Consider the following 20,859-nt stretch of genomic DNA (forward strand, 5'->3'; position numbering starts at 1 on the left):
TAAAATGTGAAGCGATTGCATGAGATGGGAAGCACCAGACAGTTTCCGCGCCAGCCGGACGCTTGCGAGGACGCGGCGCCTTGCTTGTGTTCTGGCTCTGTTTTCGTCACCCTTCACGGCATGGCCCGCTCTTGCCGAATCGGCCTCCGTCGCGGCGACCTTGAACCGCCTGTCGATCAATCTCCCGGCAGATGTGGCGGCCAACGAAATCCTGCGCAAACCGCTGGATGAATTGAGTCGGGAGCCCTGCGACCGGCAGGCGATCGTGGCCTTGGCCAATGCATTGCAGAAAGTTGGCTACAGACGAGAAGCCGCCAATGCCCATGCACATTTCTCGGAAAGCTGTGGAGGTTATGCACAATCGCTCCAGGCTGCGGTGAATATTCTGCTCGGGCTCTCGGATTTCAAGGGCGCGGCCGAACTCGCCACCAATCTCATCAAAATGGAACCCTTCAGTCACAACGGCTATTTTCTGCGCGCTCTCGCGCGGGATGGCGCGGGCGAGTACAAAGGGGCTCTCGACGATTATATTTCGACTCTCGAACTCGTTCCGAACAAGGAACAAGTCGTGAGCACTCCCTATTTCAAAATGGCGAAGGTCTATGACGCTTTGGGGCAGCCTTGCGATGCCGCGCAGGCGGTCCAATCCTGGGTGGAGATGAATGCGCCGCGCCGCGAGACGCCCCAGACGCAAATGATGATCGCCACTTATACCGCCAAGGGGCAATGCAAGGCGAACATGAAGACCGGGGTCGAGGTTTTTCCAAACAGCGCGGGCAAGGGCGTCGTTAAGCTCACAGTGCTGGTCAATGGCGTGCCGGGCCAATTCATTCTGGATACAGGGGCGAGTTTCGTCTCACTCAAGGACAGTTTCGCGCGCAAGGCCAATATCGATATCGACGAAGGCAGTGCGGTGCGCCTGCATACGGCCAATGGAATGACCGATGGCAAGAGGGGGCAGGCGAAAACGATCAAACTCCGTTCGCTCGAGGCAAAGAACACCATCGTCGTCGTTCAGTCTGACAATGCCGGCGCCTATGGCGCCAATGTTGATGGTTTGCTCGGCTTGAGTTTCCTGTCGCGCTTCCATGTGGCGATCGATCCGCGCACAATTACGATCTCGACGCGGTAATGGCTCCGCGCCGCAAGGATTCAGCGGCCAATTCGCAGCGTACAGCCGCGTGAAAGACGCGGCAAAAGCTTGCGCAGGACCGGCAGGGGCAAAGCGATACAGCCTTCTGTTGGTACGAAATCCGGCCTGGCGCAATGCAGAAAAATTGCGCTGCCATGCCCGCGGACGCGCGGGCACTGATTATGATCAAGGATGATCATGAGATCATAGAGATGATCCTCGCGCCAGAGGACTTCGTGGCTGAGCTTGCTCTTCACCTTGGCTGGCAGGCGCATGGGCCGATTATAGAGAAAACTTCTAGTATCATCACACCAGCCCATGTCCGGACGCAGCACCCGCAAAGGCACGAGACTACGCGGCCGTGGCATGCGATCGGCCCGGAAAAACCCACCAAGCAGCCGATAAGTCCCGAGCGGCGAGGCATGGTCCCCCTCGCGCTTTCTGGCTTTGATCCCCGTCTTGCCCAAGGCGCAGGGCAAAACCAGCGCTCCCGCCAGAATTTTGCCGCGCGAGGGATTTGAGCCGGCGGCCGGACGCCCTACGCGGAAATGGCGCAAAAGGGCATTTCCCGCCGGTTTGACCGTCCGGCGAGGGGCTCTTTGGGGCATTTTCACGTTGCAAAGCGCCCTTGAAGAAAGGCGCTTTGCGGAAGTTTCCCGCGAAACTATCGAGCCTTTTATCTGCCGCATGCCCGCCATGCCGGACCACCCCCTGGGCAAATCACTGTGAACTTCCTAATTATTTTACCAAAGATCTTGATTCAAAGGAGAGACTTCCAGCAAAGGATCTTGAAAGAGCGATGTTTTTTGGCCAAGGATCAAGATCTCGACATATTATTTTTTATCGCATTGGCAAAACGCGACCACAAAAGTCTAGGACACCCGCCTCGGAAGGGGAAAGCGATTTGGGTCGGATGTTCTAACCTGCTTCACGACAGGTTCATTCACGACAGGCTCAAGCGATGGCGCACTGGCCTGGGCACGAACGTCGCTCAGCGTGTCAAAAAGGCGCGAATTTCGAGGAGCGCCCGGACGCCGTCTTTAAGGACTCACTCTCTATGTCGCAGGTTCTCAAGATCCTCATCGTCGACGATGATAGCGATCTCCGTTCGGCCCTCTCCGAACAATTCGCCTTGCATGAGGAATTCACCATTCTGCCCGCCGAGACCGCGCAAGCAGCCCTCGCTGTGATCCATCAGGAGACGCCGGATCTCATCCTCATGGATGTTGGCTTGCCCGATATGGATGGGCGCGACGCGGTCAAGCAGATGCGGGAGGAGGGATTCAAAAATCCGGTCATCATGCTCACAGGCCATGATTCTGAAGGCGACACGGTGCAAGGATTGGATGCCGGCGCCAATGATTATGTGACGAAACCCTTCCGCTTCGCCGTCCTGCTCGCGCGGATCCGCGCTCATCTGCGTCAGCATGAAAGCAGCGACGAGGCTATGTTCCGCATCGGGCATTATACATTCCAGCCGGGCGCCAAACATCTCATCAACGAGAAGGGCTCCAAGCTGCGGCTGACCGAGAAGGAAACCGCGATCTTGCGTTTCCTCTATCGCGCCGGCCAGACCGTTGTCACCCGAGACGTCTTGTTGCGCGAGGTCTGGGGCTATAATGCCAATGTGACGACGCATACACTGGAAACACATATTTACCGGCTGCGCCAGAAGATCGAGGAAGATCCCGCCAAGGCGCAATTGCTGATCACGGAGACCGGCGGCTATAAATTGGTGCCGTGACCTTGATGATCCAACGCTGTTGTCTGGGGCTTGCGCGAGGCTTGTAGCGCTGCTCCAAACAGTCGTTTTGATGCCATTCCATGCTTGCTCGAAAATGGGAAAGCTCCGACAATCATCGTCATGATGAGGCCGGGCAATCCAGCCTTTGATGCATCGCCGCCAACAGTGTCATTCACTCCCAAAAGTGTCACGCACTCTCGGCGGCATCGCAATGCGTTGTCAGAAGGGGCGAGCACGATGTGGGGTATGATGAAGGCGTCATGCCAGCGGAAACGGGAGCGGCGAGGAATGGGCCTCGATGAGACGATTGACGATCTTTCCTTGAACCCGGCTTTTGCCGGTTTTGATAGAGCGGCTTTGCGTAAACTCGCTCAATGTGCTGAGGCGCGTCTCTTCCTGCCGCGTGAAATCCTGTTCCGCCAAGGCGATCCCTCGCATGGCAGTTTTCTGATCACCACCGGTTCCTTGCAATTGAGCCGGGGAGTGGGAGATGCCGCGATGCACGCACATGTCGGCCGTGGCACGCTCGTTGGCACCAAAGCCCTGCTGATGCCGATCCCGCGTCCTGTCACCGCCACGGCGCGCGAAACAACCAGCGCCTTATTCATTTCCCGGCATGTGTTTCAGACGATCTTGCAGAATTTTCCTTCTGGTGCTGCCGCCATGCAGGAGGTCTTGATCCAGGCTTTGCGGGACATGATGCAGGACTTCAGGATGACGACGTTTCGAGATGCTGCGTGACTCTGAGCATTGGATCAGAAAGGGCGACACGTTTGGGTTGAATTTGGCACCGTTGTCATGGCTTATGCGATCGGTGATGGACATGACGGATGGACCATTCTCGAATTTCGTCATCTCTTTGAAAAAGGGGACATTCAAGAAGCACGAAAAATCGCTTTTTGCGATCCTTGGTCTTATGCCAATGGTCATGATGAATGACCGTTGGACCGCTCTTGAATTTTCGCTCTCGCTTTGAAAAAGCGAAAATTCAAGAAAGGAACCAAAGGTCGTTCTTTACGACCCTTGGTCTTATAGCGTCTCTCCAATGCCGAATGATCGAGACATGCGCTCGCGGGCCGACTGATCCTGAGATTCATATCCGCAAATGTCAGGATCAGTCGGCCCACAGGATGCTCGATAGCGTGGTCACATATAATGCGTGCCGGGGTATTGTTATGTCCCATCGGCTGCAACCAAGAATTGCTTGCTGACGCCGTGGACCACGCTTACGCAGAGCGTCCATAGCCGATAAGTTTTGCGACATGTCTTGCAAAGGCCAGGAAATGGGAAACAAGCTGACAATGAGGATTGGTCAGGCTCTTACTTCGTTTCTGACGCTCCCACTATTTCTTTTGGTTCTTTTGGTGGCGCGACTGCTTCTGCTCGCTTTATTATTTTGGGTGACGGGGGGAAAAGAACTTGGCAATGACGTTGCCATGCATATGACAATGATGCGCTCGCCATTTTGCATTTTGACTTATCAATATCCTGGCTACGAACAATACCCACCGTTTCTCCCTTTTCTGGAGCTCTTTCCCGCCTATCTCTTGCAATTTTTTCTGCCCGATTTCCTGTCATTCCGTTTGACCATGGTCGTTTACGAGATTCTGGTCGGCTTCCTCTTCTATCGGTTGATGATGAGGCTGGAATTCAGTCCAGGACGCTTTGGCCTTTGCCTGCTTGGTTTTCTCGCTCTGCCGATGGGGTGGATGACATCAATCGTCATGGCCCAGGATGTGGTGATCGTCACCGCCTTTTTGCTGCTTGCCATTCTTCTCTTCATATCCGGGCGACACAGGCTGGCCTTATTCTCCTGCGGGCTTGGCGTCATATGTGGCAAGCTTTTTATTATACTTGAGATTTTTACACTGCTCGCCTTCTGTTCCAGAAAGCGGATCATAGCTTATGGCGCGATCGGTTTATCGCCGGTCATTCTCGTTTATGGTCTGATGTCCATTCACCGGATCATGCACGGCCTGCCGCTTCCCCTTGTAAGCTTCCGCCCAGACCCGTATTTTGGGACAAATTTCTGGATTCTCCTGAAAACCTATCGGCATCTGAGCTTCCAGGATTATGGTCCTTTTTCAGGAATGCTTGCCTTATCGGCTTCCCTGATTCCCGCTCTCATTATTTTCATCAAGGGTTTTGGACCGACGGATAGTATGCGTGTCATCACCGCCAGTTCCGCCACCATTTTGATATTCTTTTCTTTATTTTATCACGTGAACCCAGAATATTTTATGATGGTCTTTCCCTTGATGCTCATCGTTGGGCGCAACACAATCGATGCTGTCTATAGTGTGCTAATCTCAGCTGTGCCGTGGGCCGGCAAATTTTTCCAAAACGCCCAATTTCAAATGGGAGTCGAAGTTAACGAAGGCAAAGCCGTGGCCATGAAATATTATATGGCAGTCTTCCATTCATCTCCCGAATATTGGCTGGCCGGGACACAGATCGTCTTTTCAATTCTCACGATCACTCTTTCGATTCGATTGTGTTTGCAATTGTTTGAGCCGAAGCAAAGCCAGCCGCAAACCCTGATTCAGAGCGCATGATGAAAAAGGCGGAAAGAGATCAGAAGCTCTTTGCTCGTGAACACCAACGGTCAAGTTTCTGTGACCGTTGGTGTTAAGACCTGTTCAGATACAATCACCTGAATTCATGTCGGGTCTAATGCACGCTGAAGCGGACCGGCGCCGAGAGGGTGATCCGGCTGCCGCCGATGTCATCGGGCGGTGCGGGCAGCGGGCTTGCGCGATGAACCATTTCCACAGCCGCATTGTCGAGGGCCGAGGAACCGGAACTGCGGGAGACATGCGCGGAAAGCACATTGCCAGAGCGATCAATGGTGAAAGCCAGGCCCACAACACCTTGCACGCCATTCTGACGTTCGGAATCGGGATAGCGTTTGTTGCGGGCGAGTTGCGAAAAGACCCGGCTTTTCCAATCATTCGCGGCCGCGGATGAGCCGCCAGCGCCCGTCGCCGCCGAGGCGGCCGCGTTTGATGCTCTGGCATTGGTCTGCACCGGAGCCGTGGTTTTCGGTGCATGCTCCTTCTTGACGTCTTTTTTCTTCGGCGGCGGCTTTTTGACGACCGGTTTGGCCGGCATCACCACTTCCGCCTTGGGCACGACCGGTGTTTCCGGCAAGGGTGGTAGTTCTGGCGGTGGCACCGGTTGGTCGGGGACCGGATCAGGATCCGGTTTTTCCTTGTTCTCCTCTGGATCAGCCTCGGTCATCTGCTGCGGCGCGACTTCCGCTGGCGTATCCACCGGCGGCGCCATGGCCTCGGGCCCGAGATCGATCATGACCGCCGGTTCGAGTTGACCGGCGGCCAGGTCATCTTCGTGCGGACGCGTCAACCAGAAGACGAGACCCGCATGCGCCAAAAGCACCAGCGTTCCGGCCAGGACCCATTTCTTGGTGTCGAGGCCCTCCTCCTCAGGCGGCAGAAAAGGGCGGTCCGAGATGAAACTCATCAAATCTTCCTATGACATCGCGGGGATGATGGTTTCAAAGAGGCGACTTCACCGATGACGGTGCGCCGGAACTTCCGGGCGCGGCTCCGGTGCCCGAAGTGGAGGTCCCTTGAACGGAAGTTCCAGGAACGGAAGCTGCCGACGCGCTGGGCACGGTTTCAAGACCGACGAGACCGATCTTCAAATAGCCAGCCTTGCGGAGCAGATTCATCATTTCCATGAGATCACCATAGGGGACGGTTTTATCGGCGCGCACGAAGACGCGTTGCTCATGATCCGATTGCGTTGTCTGATCGAGCATGGCGCCGAGCCTGTCGCGTGCCACCTGCGCGTCACCCACATAGATGGATTGATCCGGCTTGAGGGTGACGAAGACGGGCTTGTCTGGTCGCGGCGCCGGTTGTGCCGAGGAGGCCGGCAGATCAACCTTGACATCGACCGTCGACAAGGGCGCCGCGACCATGAAAATGATCAACAGCACCAAGATGACATCGATGAAGGGGGTGACATTGATCTCGTGGTTTTCCTCGAGATCGTCGCTATCGCCTGTCGAGAGTTTCGCGCCCATGATTATTCCGCCGGCTGCCGCAGATTGGTGACGCGCCAGTCCTTTTGATCCTTGAGGGCGGCACGGTCGAGGTCGCGCGAGAGATGCCGCAACACTTCGGTCGAGGCATCACCGAGAATGCCTTTGTAGCCGGCGATGGCGCGCGAGAAGACATTGTAGATGATGACGGCGGGAATGGCGGCCACGAGACCGCAGGCGGTCGCCAGAAGAGCCTCGGCGATGCCAGGCGCGACGACGGCGAGATTGGTCGTATTGGATTTCGAAATGCCGATGAAACTGTTCATGATGCCCCAGACGGTGCCGAACAGACCGACGAAGGGACCGGTTGCGCCGATGGTTGCGAGGAGGCCGGTGCCGCGTGTCATCGCCCGGCTGGCGCGGATCTCGATCCGGCTCAAAAGCGCGGCGGCGCGTTCCTTGACACCATCCGCCGGCAGGCCCTGGGACCGTTCGGCCTCGGCAATGGCGGCGCTGACCAGCTTCGCCACGACGCCCTTGCCGCGTCCGAGCGTGCCTTCAAGAGCACTATCAGCGAGACGCAGGCTCTGCGCGCCGGAGAGAATATTGAGCCCACGCCGGGCATTGCGGTCGCCCGCCATGAGTTCGAGGCATTTGGCGATGCCGATGGTCCAGGTCACCAGGGAGGCGAACAGGAGGCCCAGCATGACGCCCTGGACGATGATATCGGCATGCGTGAACATGCCCCAAGGCGAAAGATCATGCGGAATGTTGGAAGGATCGACGGCAGCGGCGACGCTCCCGGGTTCAACAGCGGGAGCCTCGGAGGCGGCGGTTGCCGCTGGTGCCGCCGGCTCAGCGGCCGGCGTGGCTTGAGAAGACGCGGTTTGAGAAGAGGGAGCCAGAGGAGAAGGGCTTGACGCTGACGGCTGTTGAGACGCGGTTTGTGCAAGCGCTAGGCTCGGCCCCAGGATCAGCACGGGCGCCGAGACGAGAGCGAATTGAGTGAGACAGACCAGCGGCAGAAGCGTTGTTCTTCTCTCCCGCCTCGTTCGCGCGGGGCGCTGCGGCAAGCGCTCCTGCAGGTTAAGCACATGTCTACAGTCGGTCATCGCATATCCTTCCTCGTCTCCATCATTCCACGGGTCCGGTCTCATTCACGCCAAATTGATTATGCCTGCGTTCTAAATGAATCAGCGAGCGACCGGATTGTGCAGCCTCCCGGATTTTCGCTTTGAGCAAACGCGTCGCGATTGCTTATGAGCCGTGCGTTTTGCTTAGATCTCAGCCCATTGACGCAGCAGATTGTGGTAAACGCCCTGCAAAGAGACCAGCGCGGGGTTGCCCGCTACATCTTCGGTCAGGCGCATAATTGCTGTATCTAAATTGAATAGCAAGTTTCGCTGCGTCTTGTCACGAATCAAACTCTGAATCCAAAAAAACGACGCAATGCGCGAACCGCGCGTCACCGGTGAAACAAAATGCAAGCTATCCGCCGGATAGATGATGAGGTCGCCAGCAGGCAATCTCACGCTATGCGTGCCGTAAGTATCCTCGATGGTCAGTTCGCCACCGTCATAATCTTCGGGGCCGGCCAGGAACAAAGTGGCCGAAACATCGGTACGGATACGCAAGCTGCCATCCAAGTTCCGTCGCACGGCCGTATCCACATGTGTACCAAATCCCATGCCAACATCGTAACGGTTGAACAAGGGTGGAAAGATCGTATGCGGCAGGACGGCGGAAATGAAGAGGGGATTATGCCACAAGGCCCGCACGATCATTTCGCCGAGTTCTTGATGTTCGGGACTGCTTTCCGGCAATTGCAGATTGTTCTTCACGAGTCTCGATTGATGGCCGGCAGTCACACGACCGTCGATCCAGTCACCTGTCTGCATGACCGCGCGACAGCGCGCGATCTGCTCGGCATTGAGAACTGCGGGGATGTGAACGATCATGTCACAATTCTTCTCGGAAAAGGCAACGCTCTCGATGACGATACATGCGGCTGGCCCCTGAATGAGGCCGAAAGATAAGACTGTGGATTAGGCTGCGCTTTGCTCGGATTCAGGCAAGCAGACAGCCGTGGCCGGCAGGTTTTCCACTGCGTGTGGGCGCCGACGCAGCCACATCAGAATGCCGGTGACGAGAAGCAGGGGGATGCCGAGGCCGGCGAGAAGAGCGAGGCCTTCCCAGACGAGGCCGTGATGGGTCGCGCCATGGAGACGCCGCAGGAAGAGCAGCAAAGCCTCACCCGAGAGTGTTTCTGGGGCGCGTGCGACCTCGCCCGTCGCATCATCGATCAGCAGAGTGCTTTCTTCTTGCCCGAGATCTAGTTGGACGCGCCACACCTTACCGCTCATGGATGGCCAAGTGAGTGACACGGGCCGCAGCAGCGTTTCCGGGGCCTCTTGGCGGATCTGCGCCAGGGCTCGATCGAGAATCTCGGCGGGGTCGAGATGCGGCGCCAGCAACAGAGCATCGCGACCAGGCCGCTCGGGCGGACGTGGCGAGAGCTCTGCGAACACATTGACGAGGCCGCGCGCCTGTCGCGGATAGCTCAGTGTCAAACCAGTCACGACCATGATGGTGAGCGGCGCCAGGACCCAGAAACCGGTCGTATAATGCAAATTGGTGCGCAGATAGCGGCCGCGATGGAAATACAGACCCTTAAGGAAAGGGCCGCGCGGCCACCAAAGCACCAGGCCGGTCACGCAGAGGATCGCGAGACCGATGCCGGAGAAGCCGACGATATCGGCCCCGAACCATTGCGGCACCAAAAGACTGCGATGCAGACTGAGGACAATAGCGGCGAAACGCTCGCGATAATTGACGGTGCCGAGGACCCGCGCGGTCGGTGGATCAAGAAAAACGAGAAACTGGCGCGCCTCGTTGCGACGTTCCCCGGAGGGGGCGGCGTCCATATCTTTCTTCGTGGCGGTGTGATCGGCGCCTTGATCAGTTGCGCGATGTTTGGGCTCCGCCCGAACCAGGACGGTCACCGGCGCGCCGGTCGTCCGTGGCCAGCGCAATTGCGTTGCCGCGCCCTCCGGCACGACGGCTGTGGCGGCGGCGAGATAGACGTCGGGCGTGAGCGCGGCTTCGGCGCCGGTCGTTGCGTAAAAATCCGGATGCAGGAGACGATCGAGATCATCGCTGAAGATCAAGGTGATCCCGCTCAGCGCGAGGACCAGGAGCACCAATCCTGAGCCGAAACCGAGGTAGAGATGAATCTTGCGCCAGAGCGGTCGCCAGGTCCCGGGGCGTTTTTTGATCGGGGACGCCTCTGCGAGAGAAGGTCTGGAAGAGTGAGAAAAAGCCATGGCTCCAACATGATCGCGCCGCATGACCATCTTATGGGCGCCTGGCTTTCAAAAAGCAAGTAGAGCCTGTTTTTTAATTATTCTAATTAAGAATAGAAAAAGAATAAGTCCGTTTGTGTAACGTATAATTCTATGATATCGAATCGTATGGAAGTAATTCGATTAGAATTATTCTAAGTCCAAAAGAATACGCAAGAGTCAAAGAATACCCGAGAGTCGTGGGGCTCTTGGTTGCATGCGCGAAAGCTTGGTTGGCACGTGCGGATGCACGGCGCGGGCCGGCTTCGAGCATTCCCGACGGTCGCGCCTCCGACCGTTGGCATAGCCTGAAGGAGTAGGCCGCAATGAAACGGGACGAGTTCGAGATTTTTGAGGGAAGCGCGGCAAATACTCCGGCGACAGAACTTTACATCAAGGCCAAGGCGCGTCCGCCGCTCAAGAACGCGGTTGTCGGGCTTGCCTCGCTCATGCTCGGCGGTGGCGCCGCGACCGCCCAGGAGAGCACGAATCTCGCGCTTGAACAGATCGAGGTTGAAGCCGGCAATGCCAGCAACAACGGCAGCGCCTACAATCCCCGCTCCACGGGGCTCGACCGTCTGCCGGAGCCGATCCTCGATACGGCGCAGAGCATCAATGTCATTCCGCAGCAATTGCTGCGCGATCAGCAGACGACAACCATGGTCGAGGCCTTGCGCAATGTGCCGGGCATTTCGATCAATAGCGCGGAGGGCGGCACGCAGGGCGACAATATCAACATTCGCGGATTTTCGGCGCGCAATGACATCTATCGTGATGGTATCCGTGAGCCTGCCTGGTATTCGCGCGATTCCTTCAGCGTCGAAAATATCGATGTGTATAAAGGTCCGTCCTCGTTCATCTTCGGTCGCGGCTCGACGGGTGGCGTCATCAATGTCGTGAGCAAATTGCCGGTTTTCACAAATTTCACGGATTTTTCACTGTCCGGCAATACGGCGCCGGGCGTGCGTTCGACGATTGACGTCAACAGAACCTTTGGTGACATTGCGGCGCGTATTATCATTCTCGGCACCGATTGGGATACGGCGGGACGTAATTTCATCGGGACCAAACGTGTCGGTGCGGCCCCTTCGATTGCTTTTCGGTTCACCGAGCAAACGAAGTTGACGCTCTCCTACATCTATCAACATGATGATAATGTGCCTGATTATGGCATTCCGATCGTTCCGGGGTCCATCTTCGGCACGTCTTATGGCAAACCCGCGCCGGTTTCGAGAGGGACCTATTACGGGCAGCAGACGCCGGGCTTCAACGATACCGAAAAGGTCGATGCGCATATCGTCACCGCTAAGCTGGAGCATGAATTCAACAAGGATTGGATGCTCACCAATGGGACGCGCTTTTCCAATGTCGATCGGTTCCTGCGTGCCCGCGCGCCTCAATGGGTGGCTTCCACCTCAGCTATTTACGCGCAGCCCGTCGGTGGAACGGCTCTGACCTCGCTCGCGGGTGTGCCGATCGGCAGTCTCTATTCGATCGACAATAATCATTTTCAAAATCATACGATCAATAGCATGATCAGCAATCTGACCAATGTTGTCGGACATGAGGAGACTTGGGGACTCAAACATACAATCCAGATGGGCCTCGATCTCAGTAAGGAAGATCGCTACAATGCGAGGCAGGCGACGAATAACACGACAGCGGCCACGACCAACCAGCGCATCAATCTTCTCTATCCAGACCCTTATCCATTTGGCAATAATTTCGGGCCGAATACAACTTTGACACGCACTGAGGCGCGTGACATTGGTATGTATGTGTCCGATCAGGTCAAGTTTAATGATTATTTCGAACTGAAGGGCGGCTTCCGCTATGATTTCTACAAGGCTTGGCAATTTACCGCCAATAGCAGCCGGGCGGATGGATCGCTGAGCCAGAATGGCACCACTCCATTCAATCTTTCATCCACCAATAATTTTGCAAGCTGGAATGGCTCCGCCCTGTTCCATCCGGCTCCCAATGCCACGCTTTATTATAGCTTTGGCACATCGGTAAATCCGCTTGCGGAATATACAACCATCACCAATGGTGGACAGAATCTCGGCGCGACAACGAATGAATCGCATGAGGTCGGTGCCAAGATTGATCTCTTCGACAGCCGGTTGAGCCTGACCGGCGCTGCATTCATGATCACCCAGAACAATGCCGTCGAAACGATCGATGCCACGACCAGCCCGCCCACCGTGGCGCTTGTTGGTAAAACCAGGGTCAAGGGGATCGAAGTTGGTGCCACCGGTGAAGTGACACCTGGATGGAATGTCTTTGCTGGCTATACTTATCTCGATGGCCGGCTTCTCCAGAGCCAACAATATGCGAACTTTGTCGGTAATGTCGTTCAGAATGTGCCGCGCAATCAGGCGTCCTTCTCGACAACCTATCAAGTGACGCCTGACTGGAAAATTGGCACCAGCGTGTATTTCGTGGATTCACGCTGGACGAATGTCCAACATGCGGGATGGGTGCCGAGTTATTGGCGTTGGGACTTGATGACGAGCTATCAGGTTACCGAGAATTTCTCGCTGCAAGCCAATCTCTTCAACGTGCTCAACACGACCAATTATGAATCGATCGCCGGCGCTGGCTTTGCCGTGCCAGGGGTTGGACGGTCTCTCCAGTTGACGGCAAGACTGCACTGGTAAGTTTTGCTCACCCAGGGAAATCCTTGTCGAGGACATCCCTGGGAAAAGCCGTACTATGGCGTTGCCTTCTGGTTTTCTCGCGTAGAGAGTCTGGGGGGCCGTCCAGCCGGTAGGTTTGCTGCAGCCATTCGATCATCGCCCTGGCCGAGCGTAAGACCTGATTATCGACACGCGGCCGTACCGCTGCCAAGGTCCAATTCGCTTCATACTCAGCCTCGTCCCGTGAGGATGGGTTCTGTCCCAAATTCTCGCGCCCGCATGGATCGCGTCCAACCGGCTCTCGCCATTGCACGAGAATTTCGGTTACATGTTCAAAACCTTTGATCTGTTTCAGAGAGTGCAGGCAAATACGCTGCAAGGCGGCATGCGAGCATGTATCTCGCGACATGACCCGTTCCTTTTACGGCATCAATCATCGCACCAGAAAGTGGAGCCCACTTTTGGATCAATGGGATGCGTTATGGAGCCTTAGGGCGTCACTCAAGCCTTTCGCTTAAGGAGTGACGCCCCCGACGGGGCGAACGAATGGGGAGACAATGTGGAAGAGCGAAGCTCTTCAGGCGCGGCGATGCATCGCCCAACCGAGAAGGTAGCCGAGAGCGCCAGCAAGCAACAAAGCCTCAAAGGGTTGAGTGCCCACGCGCTTGCCGAGCTGTTCGACGCCATGCTTATAGATTTCCTGACCTTTTTCGACGGTCTCGGAAACGGAGTCCGGCACTTGCGCGCTAGCATCCTGCACGCTTTCCTTGATGCGGCCATAAAGGTCTTGAACCTTGCCGCTCGCCTGATCGATCAGGCCTTGCGCTTCCGCATCCCGATCGCCAGTAATTTCGCCAAACTTAGTCTCGGCCTTGCCGGTAAAACCGCGCGCCGCGCCTTCGATCTCATGAAGATTCATGGTCTTTCCTTCCATCATCAGACGCTAGTGACTCGTCTGGCAAACGCCTGATGGAAGCATCCGTTCCGATAAAGCCGTATGGAAACGTTGTCGCGGGTTTGGCGACAGCGGAAGGGTGGCGGGTAAGCAAGATGGCCGGGAAAAAGCCCGAATTCAAAGTTTGCGTAATTCCACCGTTTCGATGTGGTGGCTCGGTCCCTTGGTCAGGATGAGATTGGCGCGGGCTCTCGTCGGGAATAGATTTTCCCGCAGATTGGCGAGATTGATGCGGCGCCAGATGTCGCGCGCCGCGGCTTCCGCCGCGCTGTCATCAATATCGGCGTATTTTTTGAAATAGGAACGCGGATCGCGGAAAGCGGTCTCGCGCAGCCGCATGAAGCGGGCGACATACCAACGTTCGAGATCATCTTCGTCGGCATGCAGATAGATGGAGAAATCGAAGAAATCCGAAACGAAGGGAATTGCCATGCCGTCCTTGTTCGGACGATTGGGCAACAAAACGTTGAGACCCTCCACAATCAAAATATCGGGACGGTCGACGGTGACACTTTCGCCCGGCATGATGTCATAGGAAATATGCGAATAGACCGGCGCGCGAACATTGCGCTTGCCCGCTTTGATATCGGAAAGAAAACACAAAAGCGCGGTGCCGTCATAGCTTTCGGGAAAGCCTTTCTTATCCATTAAGTCTTCGCGCTGAAGAATGTGATTGGGATAGAGAAAGCCGTCCGTGGTGATGAGCTGCACCTTGGGCGTGTTGGGCCAGCGCAGGAGCAAGGCCTGCATGACGCGCGAGAGCGTCGATTTGCCGGCGGCAACCGATCCCGCGACACCGATAATATAGGGCACTTTCCCGTCACCGGCGCCGAGAAAGCGCTGGGTCGCTTTGAAGAGGCCCTGTGTCGCGGCGACATAAAGCGCCAGCAATCGCGAGAGCGGCAGATAGATCGCGATGACTTCTTCGAGCGAGATCGGATCGTCGATCGAGCGCAATCGCGCGAGATCATCGAGTGTCAAGGTCAGCGGCGTGTCAGCGCGTAACCTTGCCCATTGCTCACGGGTGAAGCGATGGTAGGGAGAAAGCGGTGAAAGGTTAAGCTCGTCCTCTCCCGCCGCGTCGATCCGGGGCAATTGGCTAGTGAGCACGCGAGGCCTTTTCTTCATGCCCCGAACGGCTGGTCCGCCGCCCGAGTTCATCCAAGACATCTTGCAAGGATATGTCTCGTAGATGCAAGACGACCAAAAGGTGGTAAAGCAAATCTGCGGTTTCCGCGGTGAGCGCGGCGCGGTCCGTACCGAGCGCTGCGATCACCACTTCGACCGCTTCCTCGCCGAGTTTTTTGGCGGCACGGGGAGGTCCCCCTTCGAGGAGGGATTTGGTATAGGACGATTCCGCTGTCGCCTTGGCACGATCGGCAATGACGGCCGCGAGATCTTCGAGTGTAAAACGTTTCATCCTGTCATCCGGTTGCAGCAGGCGATACAGGAGGCGATGGAGCCGGGAACGGACCAGGCGGCATGGCCGCGCCGGTGTCGAGGCGCATCGGTAGACCATGCTGCGCCATGTAATGTTTGGCCTCGGCGATGGTGAATGTGCCGAAATGGAAGATCGAGGCCGCGAGGACGGCTTGGGCGCCCCCTTGAGCAATGCCCTCGACCAGATGATCGAGCGTGCCGACACCGCCCGAGGCAATGACCGGAATCGATACGGCAGAGCTGACCGCCCGGGTGAGAGCAAGATCGAAACCCGCCTTGGTGCCGTCGCGATCCATCGACGTCAGGAGGATTTCGCCGGCGCCGCGCTCAGCGACATCCCGCGCATAGGTGATGGCATCGATTCCTGTCGGCTTGCGGCCGCCATGGGTAAAGATTTCCCAGGCGCCGGGACGTACTTCCTTCGCGTCAATGGCGACGACGACACATTGGCTGCCGAATTTTTCCGCCGCGCGGCGCACGAAATCGCGATCCGTCACCGCCGCCGACATGATCGAAACCTTGTCCGCGCCGGCGAGGAGGAGCTTGCGGATATCATCCTCGGTCCGGACGCCGCCGCCGACCGTCAGCGGCATGAAGCAGGCGGCGGCCGTCCGTTCGACGACATCGAGGAGAATGCCGCGATCCTCATGGCTCGCGGTAATGTCGAGGAAGCAGAGTTCATCGGCACCGGCGGCATCATAGGCGATGGCGCATTGCACTGGATCGCCGGCATCGCGCAGATCGACAAAATTGACGCCTTTGACGACACGGCCGTCTTTCACGTCGAGACAGGGAATGACGCGGGCCTTGAGCATGGGGGGACCCTTCAGCGGCTCGAAGGGAAGAAGGAAGGGCAGGCTTGCCGCCCTGTCATCAATGCGCTTTCCATCCCGGCTGGCCCCATTCGCAGTCTTGCTCGCGCATCTCAAGAGCGCGCATGATGAGCGAGAAAAGCAATGCCTTTTCGATCATCATTTTGGCTGTATTCTATTCGGCTCTGCTCTGTAACAGTAAATTTTCCCTGGCGCAAATATCATCGGCTTTACGATTTTCCCGTGACGAAAGTGACTGTAATCAAGGGGGTGACGCATGATAAGGATTTCCTCTCGGCGCACCGTCCTTTAAAGCATGTTGAAATCACGCCGAATTGCACGGCGTTTTGAGGTTTTCAGCTTCCTGCCAGCCACAGGTCTTTTGATGAGCAAGGGGTCTTGCCGCGATGCGGGATCGCTGGCGTTGAGGAGGCCTGCTGAAGAGAACGACGAGTGATCATGCGCTATTTTCGAGGGTCGCTTCTGTTCACGATCCTCTGCCTTTTTCTCGCAGGATGGCTCGGCTGGTCTCTTACCGGCACGATCAGCGGTGTTTTGTCGACGCTCTGGATCGCGCTGGTCTTGGGTGTTCTGGAAATTTCGCTCTCTTTCGATAATGCCATTGTCAATGCGACCGTATTGCGTGGCTTGGATCCCGTTTGGCGGCGGCGTTTTTTGATCTGGGGCATATTGATCGCCGTCGTCGGTATGCGCATCCTCTTCCCGCTGATGATTGTCGCCATCGCCGCTCATATCGGGCCGCTCGACGCTCTCTTTCTCGCCATTCTCGAGCCGCGTCATTACGAGCAGATCATCACCGACGTCCATATTACCATCTCGGGTTTCGGCGGTGCCTTTCTCGCGATGGTGAGCCTTAAATTCTTCTTTGATTCCTCCAAACGAGTGCATTGGATTGGCCTTTTCGAAAAAAGGCTGGCCCGGCTCGGCGATCTCGACGCGATCACTCATACGATCGTGCTGCTGGCGCTCTATGCTGTGTCCCGCCTGCTGGCGCCCGAGGACGCCGCCGAACTGATTGTCGCGGGCATATTCGGGCTCGTGACCTTCGTGGGTGTCGAGGTGATCGGCAACGTGCTCGGTGGGCCAGGAGGGAGAACGGGCGAGGTGGCGCGCGTTGGATTGAGCGGCTTTCTCTATCTGGAGGTGCTCGACGCGTCCTTTTCCTTCGACGGGGTGGTCGGCGCCTTCGCGCTGACGAACAATCTGTTTGTGATTGCTCTTGGACTTGGCATTGGCGCCATGTTCGTCCGCTCGATGACGGTGATGCTGGTCGATCGTGGCACCTTGTCCGAATATCGCTATCTGGAACATGGCGCCTTCTACGCCATTCTCGCGCTCGCGGGCGTGATGCTCTTGTCCGCCCGTTATGACATCCCTGAGGTGGTGACTGGCCTGATCAGCGCCTGCCTCATCGGCTTGTCGCTGCTCGGATCAATTCTCTACAACCGAAAACGATCCGCGATCGAGCCCCCGCCCACGCAGTGATACCAAGGGTCGTAAAGAACGACCTTTGGTTCCTTTCTTGAATTTTCACTATCGCTTTGAAAAAGCGAAAATTCAAGAGCGGTCCAACGGTCATTTATTATGACCGTTGGTATGAGAAAGCCGATCCTTCCTCAATCGATTGGCCCGCTGCGGAGCCGTTTGGTTTCTCCACGCCTCACTTTGGAATCGACGCGTTGTCTTTTCGCGGAAAGACTCGGCCTGGTTTTGATCCGTGGTTTCGGTTTTTTCCCCGCCGCGCCAATCAGATCGAGCAAGCGCGTTTGCGCATCCTGGCGGTTGAGTTCCTGGGAACGGAAATTCTGCGCGAAAATCACGAGAATTCCATCCTTGGTTATCCGGCTGCCGGACAAGAGGGAGAGCCGCTCTTTGACCGTTTCGTCGAGGGATGGAGAATTGTAAACATCAAAGCGTAATTGGACCGCGCTTTCGACCTTGTTGACATTCTGTCCTCCCGGTCCGCTCGCCCGCGCGAAGGAGAAGAGCAGTTCGGCCTCGTCGATGGACAAGCGCGGGTTGATGAAAAGGCGAGGCATTGGATCTCATTCCATGATCCGTGATGCTCTGATGTTTCAGTCCTTGCGTAACAGCGCGAGGGCCTTGGCGGGATCGATGCGCCCGTCATACAGGGCGCGACCGCTGATCGCGCCGGCCAGGATCGCGCAATCGGGCGCGGTGAGCCGTTCGATATCGGCGAGCGAGGCGAGACCGCCCGAGGCGATAACAGGAATATGAACAGCCTTGGCGAGAGCCAGTGTCGCGTCAATGTTGAGGCCGGTTAGGCCACCATCGCGGGCAATATCGGTATAGATCAGCGCGGCGACGCCGGCATCCTCGAATTTTTTGCCGAGTTCGACGGCCGAGAGTTGCGCGGTCTTGGCCCAGCCCTCGACCGCGACGAAACCATCCTTCGCATCGATGCCGACAGCAATCTTGCCCGGGAAACGCGCCGCGGCGCGGCGCACCAGATCAGGATCGCGCACCGCCGCCGTGCCGATGATAACGCGGGCAATGCCCTTGCCGAGCCAGGCCTCGATCGTCGCCTCGTCACGAATGCCGCCGCCGAGCTGCACAGACATTTTGACACGCGCGAGGATGGCGTCGACGGCCGCCGCATTCATCGGCTTGCCGGCGAAAGCGCCGTCGAGATCGACGACATGGAGGGCGGTAAAACCCTGGGCCTCGAAAGCTGCCGCCTGGGCGGCGGGATCATCGTTGAAGATCGTGGCCTTTTGCATGTCGCCTTGCAGAAGACGCACGCAGTGGCCTTCCTTCAGATCGATCGCCGGATAGAGGATCATGGGTGCCATTTCAAAAAATTGCTGATCAGGGCCAGGCCGAGTGTCTGGCTCTTTTCGGGATGGAATTGCGTGCCGGCGATATTGGCCTCGCCGATCATGGCGGTGACCGGCCCGCCGTAATCGGTCGTGGCGATAAGGTCCGCTTCCCGCTGGGGCCGGAAGGCATAGGAATGGACGAAATAGGCATGCAGCCCCTCAGCCCCAAGCGGAATGCCGGCCAGCAGAGGATGCGGGCGTAAGGCCGTCAGCGTGTTCCATCCCATATGCGGGATTTTCAGGCTCTTGTCGGTGGGCTCCAACGCCGCCACCTCGCCCTTGATCCAATCGAGACCGGCCGTGGTTTCATGTTCGAGCCCGCGCGTTGCCAGCAATTGCATCCCGACGCAAATGCCGAGAAACGGCTTGCCCTCGCGCCGCACCGCGTGCTCCATGGCCTCGATCATGCCGGGGACGGCATTCAGGCCGCGCCGGCAATCGGCAAAAGCGCCAACGCCTGGCAGGACGATGCGGTCGGCCAGGGCCACTGCCTCGGGATCATGGGTGACGGCGATCGTTCCGGCATAGCCCGTCTCGCTCGCTGCCCGTTCGAAGGCCTTATGGGCCGAATGCAGATTGCCCGATCCATAATCGACGATGGCGACGCCGAGGCGTGACGCGGCTGTTTTTGCTTCGTTCACTGGCGCCGCCCTCGTGACGGAAACAGCCCGAGAAGATCGCGTCCGGTTTCTCCCTGATGGGCCAGGGTGGTGGCGGCGCGGGCTGCCGGCGGACGTTCCGGGGGACGCGCGGGAGGCACGTCGTCATCGCCAAGCTGTTCCAGATCGGCGTCGAAAAGCGAAAAGAAACGGCTTTCGCCGGTGTCTCGCCCCGGCGCCGCGACAATGTTTTCGAGTTGATAGCCCTGGCGCCGGAAACGGCGCTCACAAAGGCCAAAACCTTCCAGGCCGAGAAAGATCGCGAGCATTATGGCGAAGCTTGAAAAAAGCACAGAGCCGAATGTGCCGAGAACGAGCAGCAGCGAAACGGCCAGCATGGCGAGGATCCAGAGGCCGAGCGACAGCCAGAGGCCGCGCGCGGCGAGCCAGAAGGGTCCGAACCAGAAAGCGCCCCAGGAAAAGCTTTGTTTTACAAAGCGCGCGCGGGCCGCCCGTTCGAGCCGGGCCTCGGCCTTGTCAGCCGTCATGCCCAAGGTGGCGCCGGGCGCCTCGGGGGGAAGATAGATCGCGTAAAGAGCCAAGCCTGTCTCCATCAAGGTTCGGAGCACGCAAGTCGTCAGAGCACGCCCTTGGTCGAGGGAATCTCGCCCAATTGACGCGGATCGAGTGTCAGAGCGACGCGCAAGGCCCGCGCAAGCCCTTTGAAGGATGATTCAGAAATATGGTGCGCATTCTCGCCATAGAGGGTTTCGACATGAATATTGGCGCCGAGATGCGTGGTGAAGGCCTGAAAGAACTCGCGGACCAGTTCGGTGTCGAATGTGCCGATCTTGTCACGCAGAAAATGTGTCCGGAAGACGAGATAGGGGCGGCCGGAGACATCGACGGCGACGCGGGTCAGGGTCTCGTCCATCGGCAAAAGAACATCGGCATATCGGGTAATGCCGGCGCGATCGCCCAGCGCCTGGCGGACGGCCTGGCCGAGCGCGATGCCCGTATCCTCGACCGTGTGATGATCGTCGATATGCAGGTCTCCCTTGGCCTTGATGGTCATGTCGATCAACGAATGCCGCGCGAGTTGTTCAAGCATATGATCGAAAAAACCGATGCCGGTCGAGATGTGCGCGGTGCCGCGCCCGTCAAGATCGACGGCGACCTCGATTTCGGTTTCCTTGGTCTTGCGCGAAACGGCGCCGGTACGCATATCGCCAATCCTTGCGGGCTGAGAACTCTGTGCAGCTTCTAGCCCATGATGCCGCGTAAGTGAACGTATTCCAGCCAAAATCCGGCTTCCGCCTCGCATTCGCCG

The 20,859-nt window shown here is 57.4% G+C and carries 23 protein-coding genes; 7 read left to right on the plus strand and 16 right to left on the minus strand.

Going from position 1 to position 20,859, the window contains the following annotated elements:
• Positions 1-19: 19 nt before the first annotated feature.
• The gene (locus tag BIND_RS01135) at positions 20-1,132 is read left to right on the plus strand and encodes a retropepsin-like aspartic protease (protein WP_012383241.1); all 1,113 of its coding nucleotides are present in this window, start codon (positions 20-22) and stop codon (positions 1,130-1,132) included.
• Positions 1,133-1,152: 20 nt separating this feature from the next.
• On the opposite strand, the gene BIND_RS01140 is transcribed toward BIND_RS01135, so the two are convergent.
• Entirely contained in the window at positions 1,153-1,740 is a 588-nt protein-coding gene (locus BIND_RS01140) for a L,D-transpeptidase family protein (protein ID WP_148210696.1), read from the minus strand.
• A gap of 449 nt (positions 1,741-2,189) precedes the next feature.
• Here BIND_RS01140 and BIND_RS01145 point away from each other — a divergent pair, with 449 nt between their 5' ends.
• From BIND_RS01145 to BIND_RS01160, 4 genes are all read left to right on the plus strand, one after another.
• Entirely contained in the window at positions 2,190-2,876 is a 687-nt protein-coding gene (locus BIND_RS01145; RefSeq protein WP_012383243.1) for a response regulator transcription factor, read from the plus strand.
• 288 nt (positions 2,877-3,164) lie between these two features.
• Positions 3,165-3,617 carry a Crp/Fnr family transcriptional regulator gene (locus tag BIND_RS19905; RefSeq protein WP_012383244.1) on the plus strand — a complete coding sequence of 151 codons (453 nt, stop codon included), beginning with the start codon at positions 3,165-3,167 and terminating at the stop codon, positions 3,615-3,617.
• A 57-nt stretch (positions 3,618-3,674) separates the two neighbouring features.
• On the plus strand, positions 3,675-3,815 hold the full coding sequence (locus BIND_RS21560) for a hypothetical protein (protein ID WP_158304345.1): 141 nt from the start codon (positions 3,675-3,677) through the stop codon (positions 3,813-3,815).
• Between the two features lie 344 nt (positions 3,816-4,159).
• Complete coding sequence (locus BIND_RS01160; protein ID WP_012383246.1) at positions 4,160-5,431, plus strand: hypothetical protein; 1,272 nt, start codon at positions 4,160-4,162, stop codon at positions 5,429-5,431.
• 115 nt (positions 5,432-5,546) lie between these two features.
• Here the strand turns inward: BIND_RS01160 and BIND_RS01165 are convergent, their stop codons facing one another.
• From BIND_RS01165 to BIND_RS01185, 5 genes are all read right to left on the minus strand, one after another.
• Complete coding sequence (locus BIND_RS01165; protein ID WP_012383247.1) at positions 5,547-6,356, minus strand: energy transducer TonB; 810 nt, start codon at positions 6,354-6,356, stop codon at positions 5,547-5,549.
• A 34-nt stretch (positions 6,357-6,390) separates the two neighbouring features.
• Positions 6,391-6,924 carry a TonB system transport protein ExbD gene (exbD, locus tag BIND_RS01170; protein ID WP_012383248.1) on the minus strand — a complete coding sequence of 178 codons (534 nt, stop codon included), beginning with the start codon at positions 6,922-6,924 and terminating at the stop codon, positions 6,391-6,393.
• 2 nt (positions 6,925-6,926) lie between these two features.
• Positions 6,927-7,994, minus strand: coding sequence for a tonB-system energizer ExbB (gene exbB, locus BIND_RS01175; protein ID WP_012383249.1), 1,068 nt, complete (start codon positions 7,992-7,994; stop codon positions 6,927-6,929).
• 165 nt (positions 7,995-8,159) lie between these two features.
• Positions 8,160-8,840: a Fe2+-dependent dioxygenase gene (locus BIND_RS01180; protein WP_012383250.1), complete on the minus strand. Its 681-nt coding sequence runs from the start codon at positions 8,838-8,840 to the stop codon at positions 8,160-8,162.
• Between the two features lie 87 nt (positions 8,841-8,927).
• Positions 8,928-10,235 carry a PepSY-associated TM helix domain-containing protein gene (locus BIND_RS01185; protein ID WP_012383251.1) on the minus strand — a complete coding sequence of 436 codons (1,308 nt, stop codon included), beginning with the start codon at positions 10,233-10,235 and terminating at the stop codon, positions 8,928-8,930.
• A 314-nt stretch (positions 10,236-10,549) separates the two neighbouring features.
• Here BIND_RS01185 and BIND_RS01190 point away from each other — a divergent pair, with 314 nt between their 5' ends.
• Entirely contained in the window at positions 10,550-12,883 is a 2,334-nt protein-coding gene (locus BIND_RS01190; protein ID WP_012383252.1) for a TonB-dependent receptor, read from the plus strand.
• Positions 12,884-12,890: 7 nt separating this feature from the next.
• Here BIND_RS01190 and BIND_RS01195 read toward each other — a convergent pair whose 3' ends face one another.
• From BIND_RS01195 to hisF, 5 genes are all read right to left on the minus strand, one after another.
• Positions 12,891-13,271: a hypothetical protein gene (locus BIND_RS01195; protein ID WP_012383253.1), complete on the minus strand. Its 381-nt coding sequence runs from the start codon at positions 13,269-13,271 to the stop codon at positions 12,891-12,893.
• Positions 13,272-13,439: 168 nt separating this feature from the next.
• Positions 13,440-13,781: a CsbD family protein gene (locus BIND_RS01200; RefSeq protein WP_012383254.1), complete on the minus strand. Its 342-nt coding sequence runs from the start codon at positions 13,779-13,781 to the stop codon at positions 13,440-13,442.
• Between the two features lie 153 nt (positions 13,782-13,934).
• Positions 13,935-14,927, minus strand: coding sequence for a type I pantothenate kinase (coaA, locus tag BIND_RS01205; protein ID WP_012383255.1), 993 nt, complete (start codon positions 14,925-14,927; stop codon positions 13,935-13,937).
• On the minus strand, positions 14,917-15,237 hold the full coding sequence (locus BIND_RS01210; RefSeq protein ID WP_012383256.1) for a phosphoribosyl-ATP diphosphatase: 321 nt from the start codon (positions 15,235-15,237) through the stop codon (positions 14,917-14,919). Before BIND_RS01210 ends, coaA begins: the two co-directional genes overlap by 11 nt.
• 4 nt (positions 15,238-15,241) lie before the next feature.
• The gene (hisF, locus tag BIND_RS01215) at positions 15,242-16,072 is read right to left on the minus strand and encodes an imidazole glycerol phosphate synthase subunit HisF (protein WP_012383257.1); all 831 of its coding nucleotides are present in this window, start codon (positions 16,070-16,072) and stop codon (positions 15,242-15,244) included.
• 456 nt (positions 16,073-16,528) lie between these two features.
• Between hisF and BIND_RS01220 the strand changes: the two genes are divergently transcribed.
• A complete protein-coding gene (locus tag BIND_RS01220; protein ID WP_012383258.1) occupies positions 16,529-17,575 on the plus strand; it encodes a DUF475 domain-containing protein in 1,047 nt (348 codons plus the stop codon).
• Positions 17,576-17,706: 131 nt separating this feature from the next.
• Here BIND_RS01220 and arfB read toward each other — a convergent pair whose 3' ends face one another.
• The 5 genes from arfB to hisB are packed head-to-tail and all read right to left on the minus strand — an operon-like array spanning position 17,707 to position 20,754.
• Entirely contained in the window at positions 17,707-18,129 is a 423-nt protein-coding gene (arfB, locus tag BIND_RS01225) for an alternative ribosome rescue aminoacyl-tRNA hydrolase ArfB (RefSeq protein WP_012383259.1), read from the minus strand.
• A 36-nt stretch (positions 18,130-18,165) separates the two neighbouring features.
• Positions 18,166-18,903 carry a 1-(5-phosphoribosyl)-5-[(5-phosphoribosylamino)methylideneamino]imidazole-4-carboxamide isomerase gene (hisA, locus tag BIND_RS01230; protein WP_041777864.1) on the minus strand — a complete coding sequence of 246 codons (738 nt, stop codon included), beginning with the start codon at positions 18,901-18,903 and terminating at the stop codon, positions 18,166-18,168.
• A complete protein-coding gene (gene hisH, locus BIND_RS01235) occupies positions 18,891-19,571 on the minus strand; it encodes an imidazole glycerol phosphate synthase subunit HisH (protein WP_012383261.1) in 681 nt (226 codons plus the stop codon). The genes hisA and hisH overlap by 13 nt, the downstream gene beginning before the upstream one ends.
• Positions 19,568-20,131, minus strand: coding sequence for a DUF2628 domain-containing protein (locus tag BIND_RS01240; RefSeq protein ID WP_012383262.1), 564 nt, complete (start codon positions 20,129-20,131; stop codon positions 19,568-19,570). Before BIND_RS01240 ends, hisH begins: the two co-directional genes overlap by 4 nt.
• Positions 20,132-20,166: 35 nt before the next feature.
• Complete coding sequence (gene hisB / locus BIND_RS01245; RefSeq protein ID WP_012383263.1) at positions 20,167-20,754, minus strand: imidazoleglycerol-phosphate dehydratase HisB; 588 nt, start codon at positions 20,752-20,754, stop codon at positions 20,167-20,169.
• Positions 20,755-20,859 lie beyond the last annotated feature (105 nt).

This window comes from Beijerinckia indica subsp. indica ATCC 9039 (genome assembly GCF_000019845.1).
GTDB classification, from domain to species: Bacteria; Pseudomonadota; Alphaproteobacteria; order Rhizobiales; family Beijerinckiaceae; genus Beijerinckia; species Beijerinckia indica.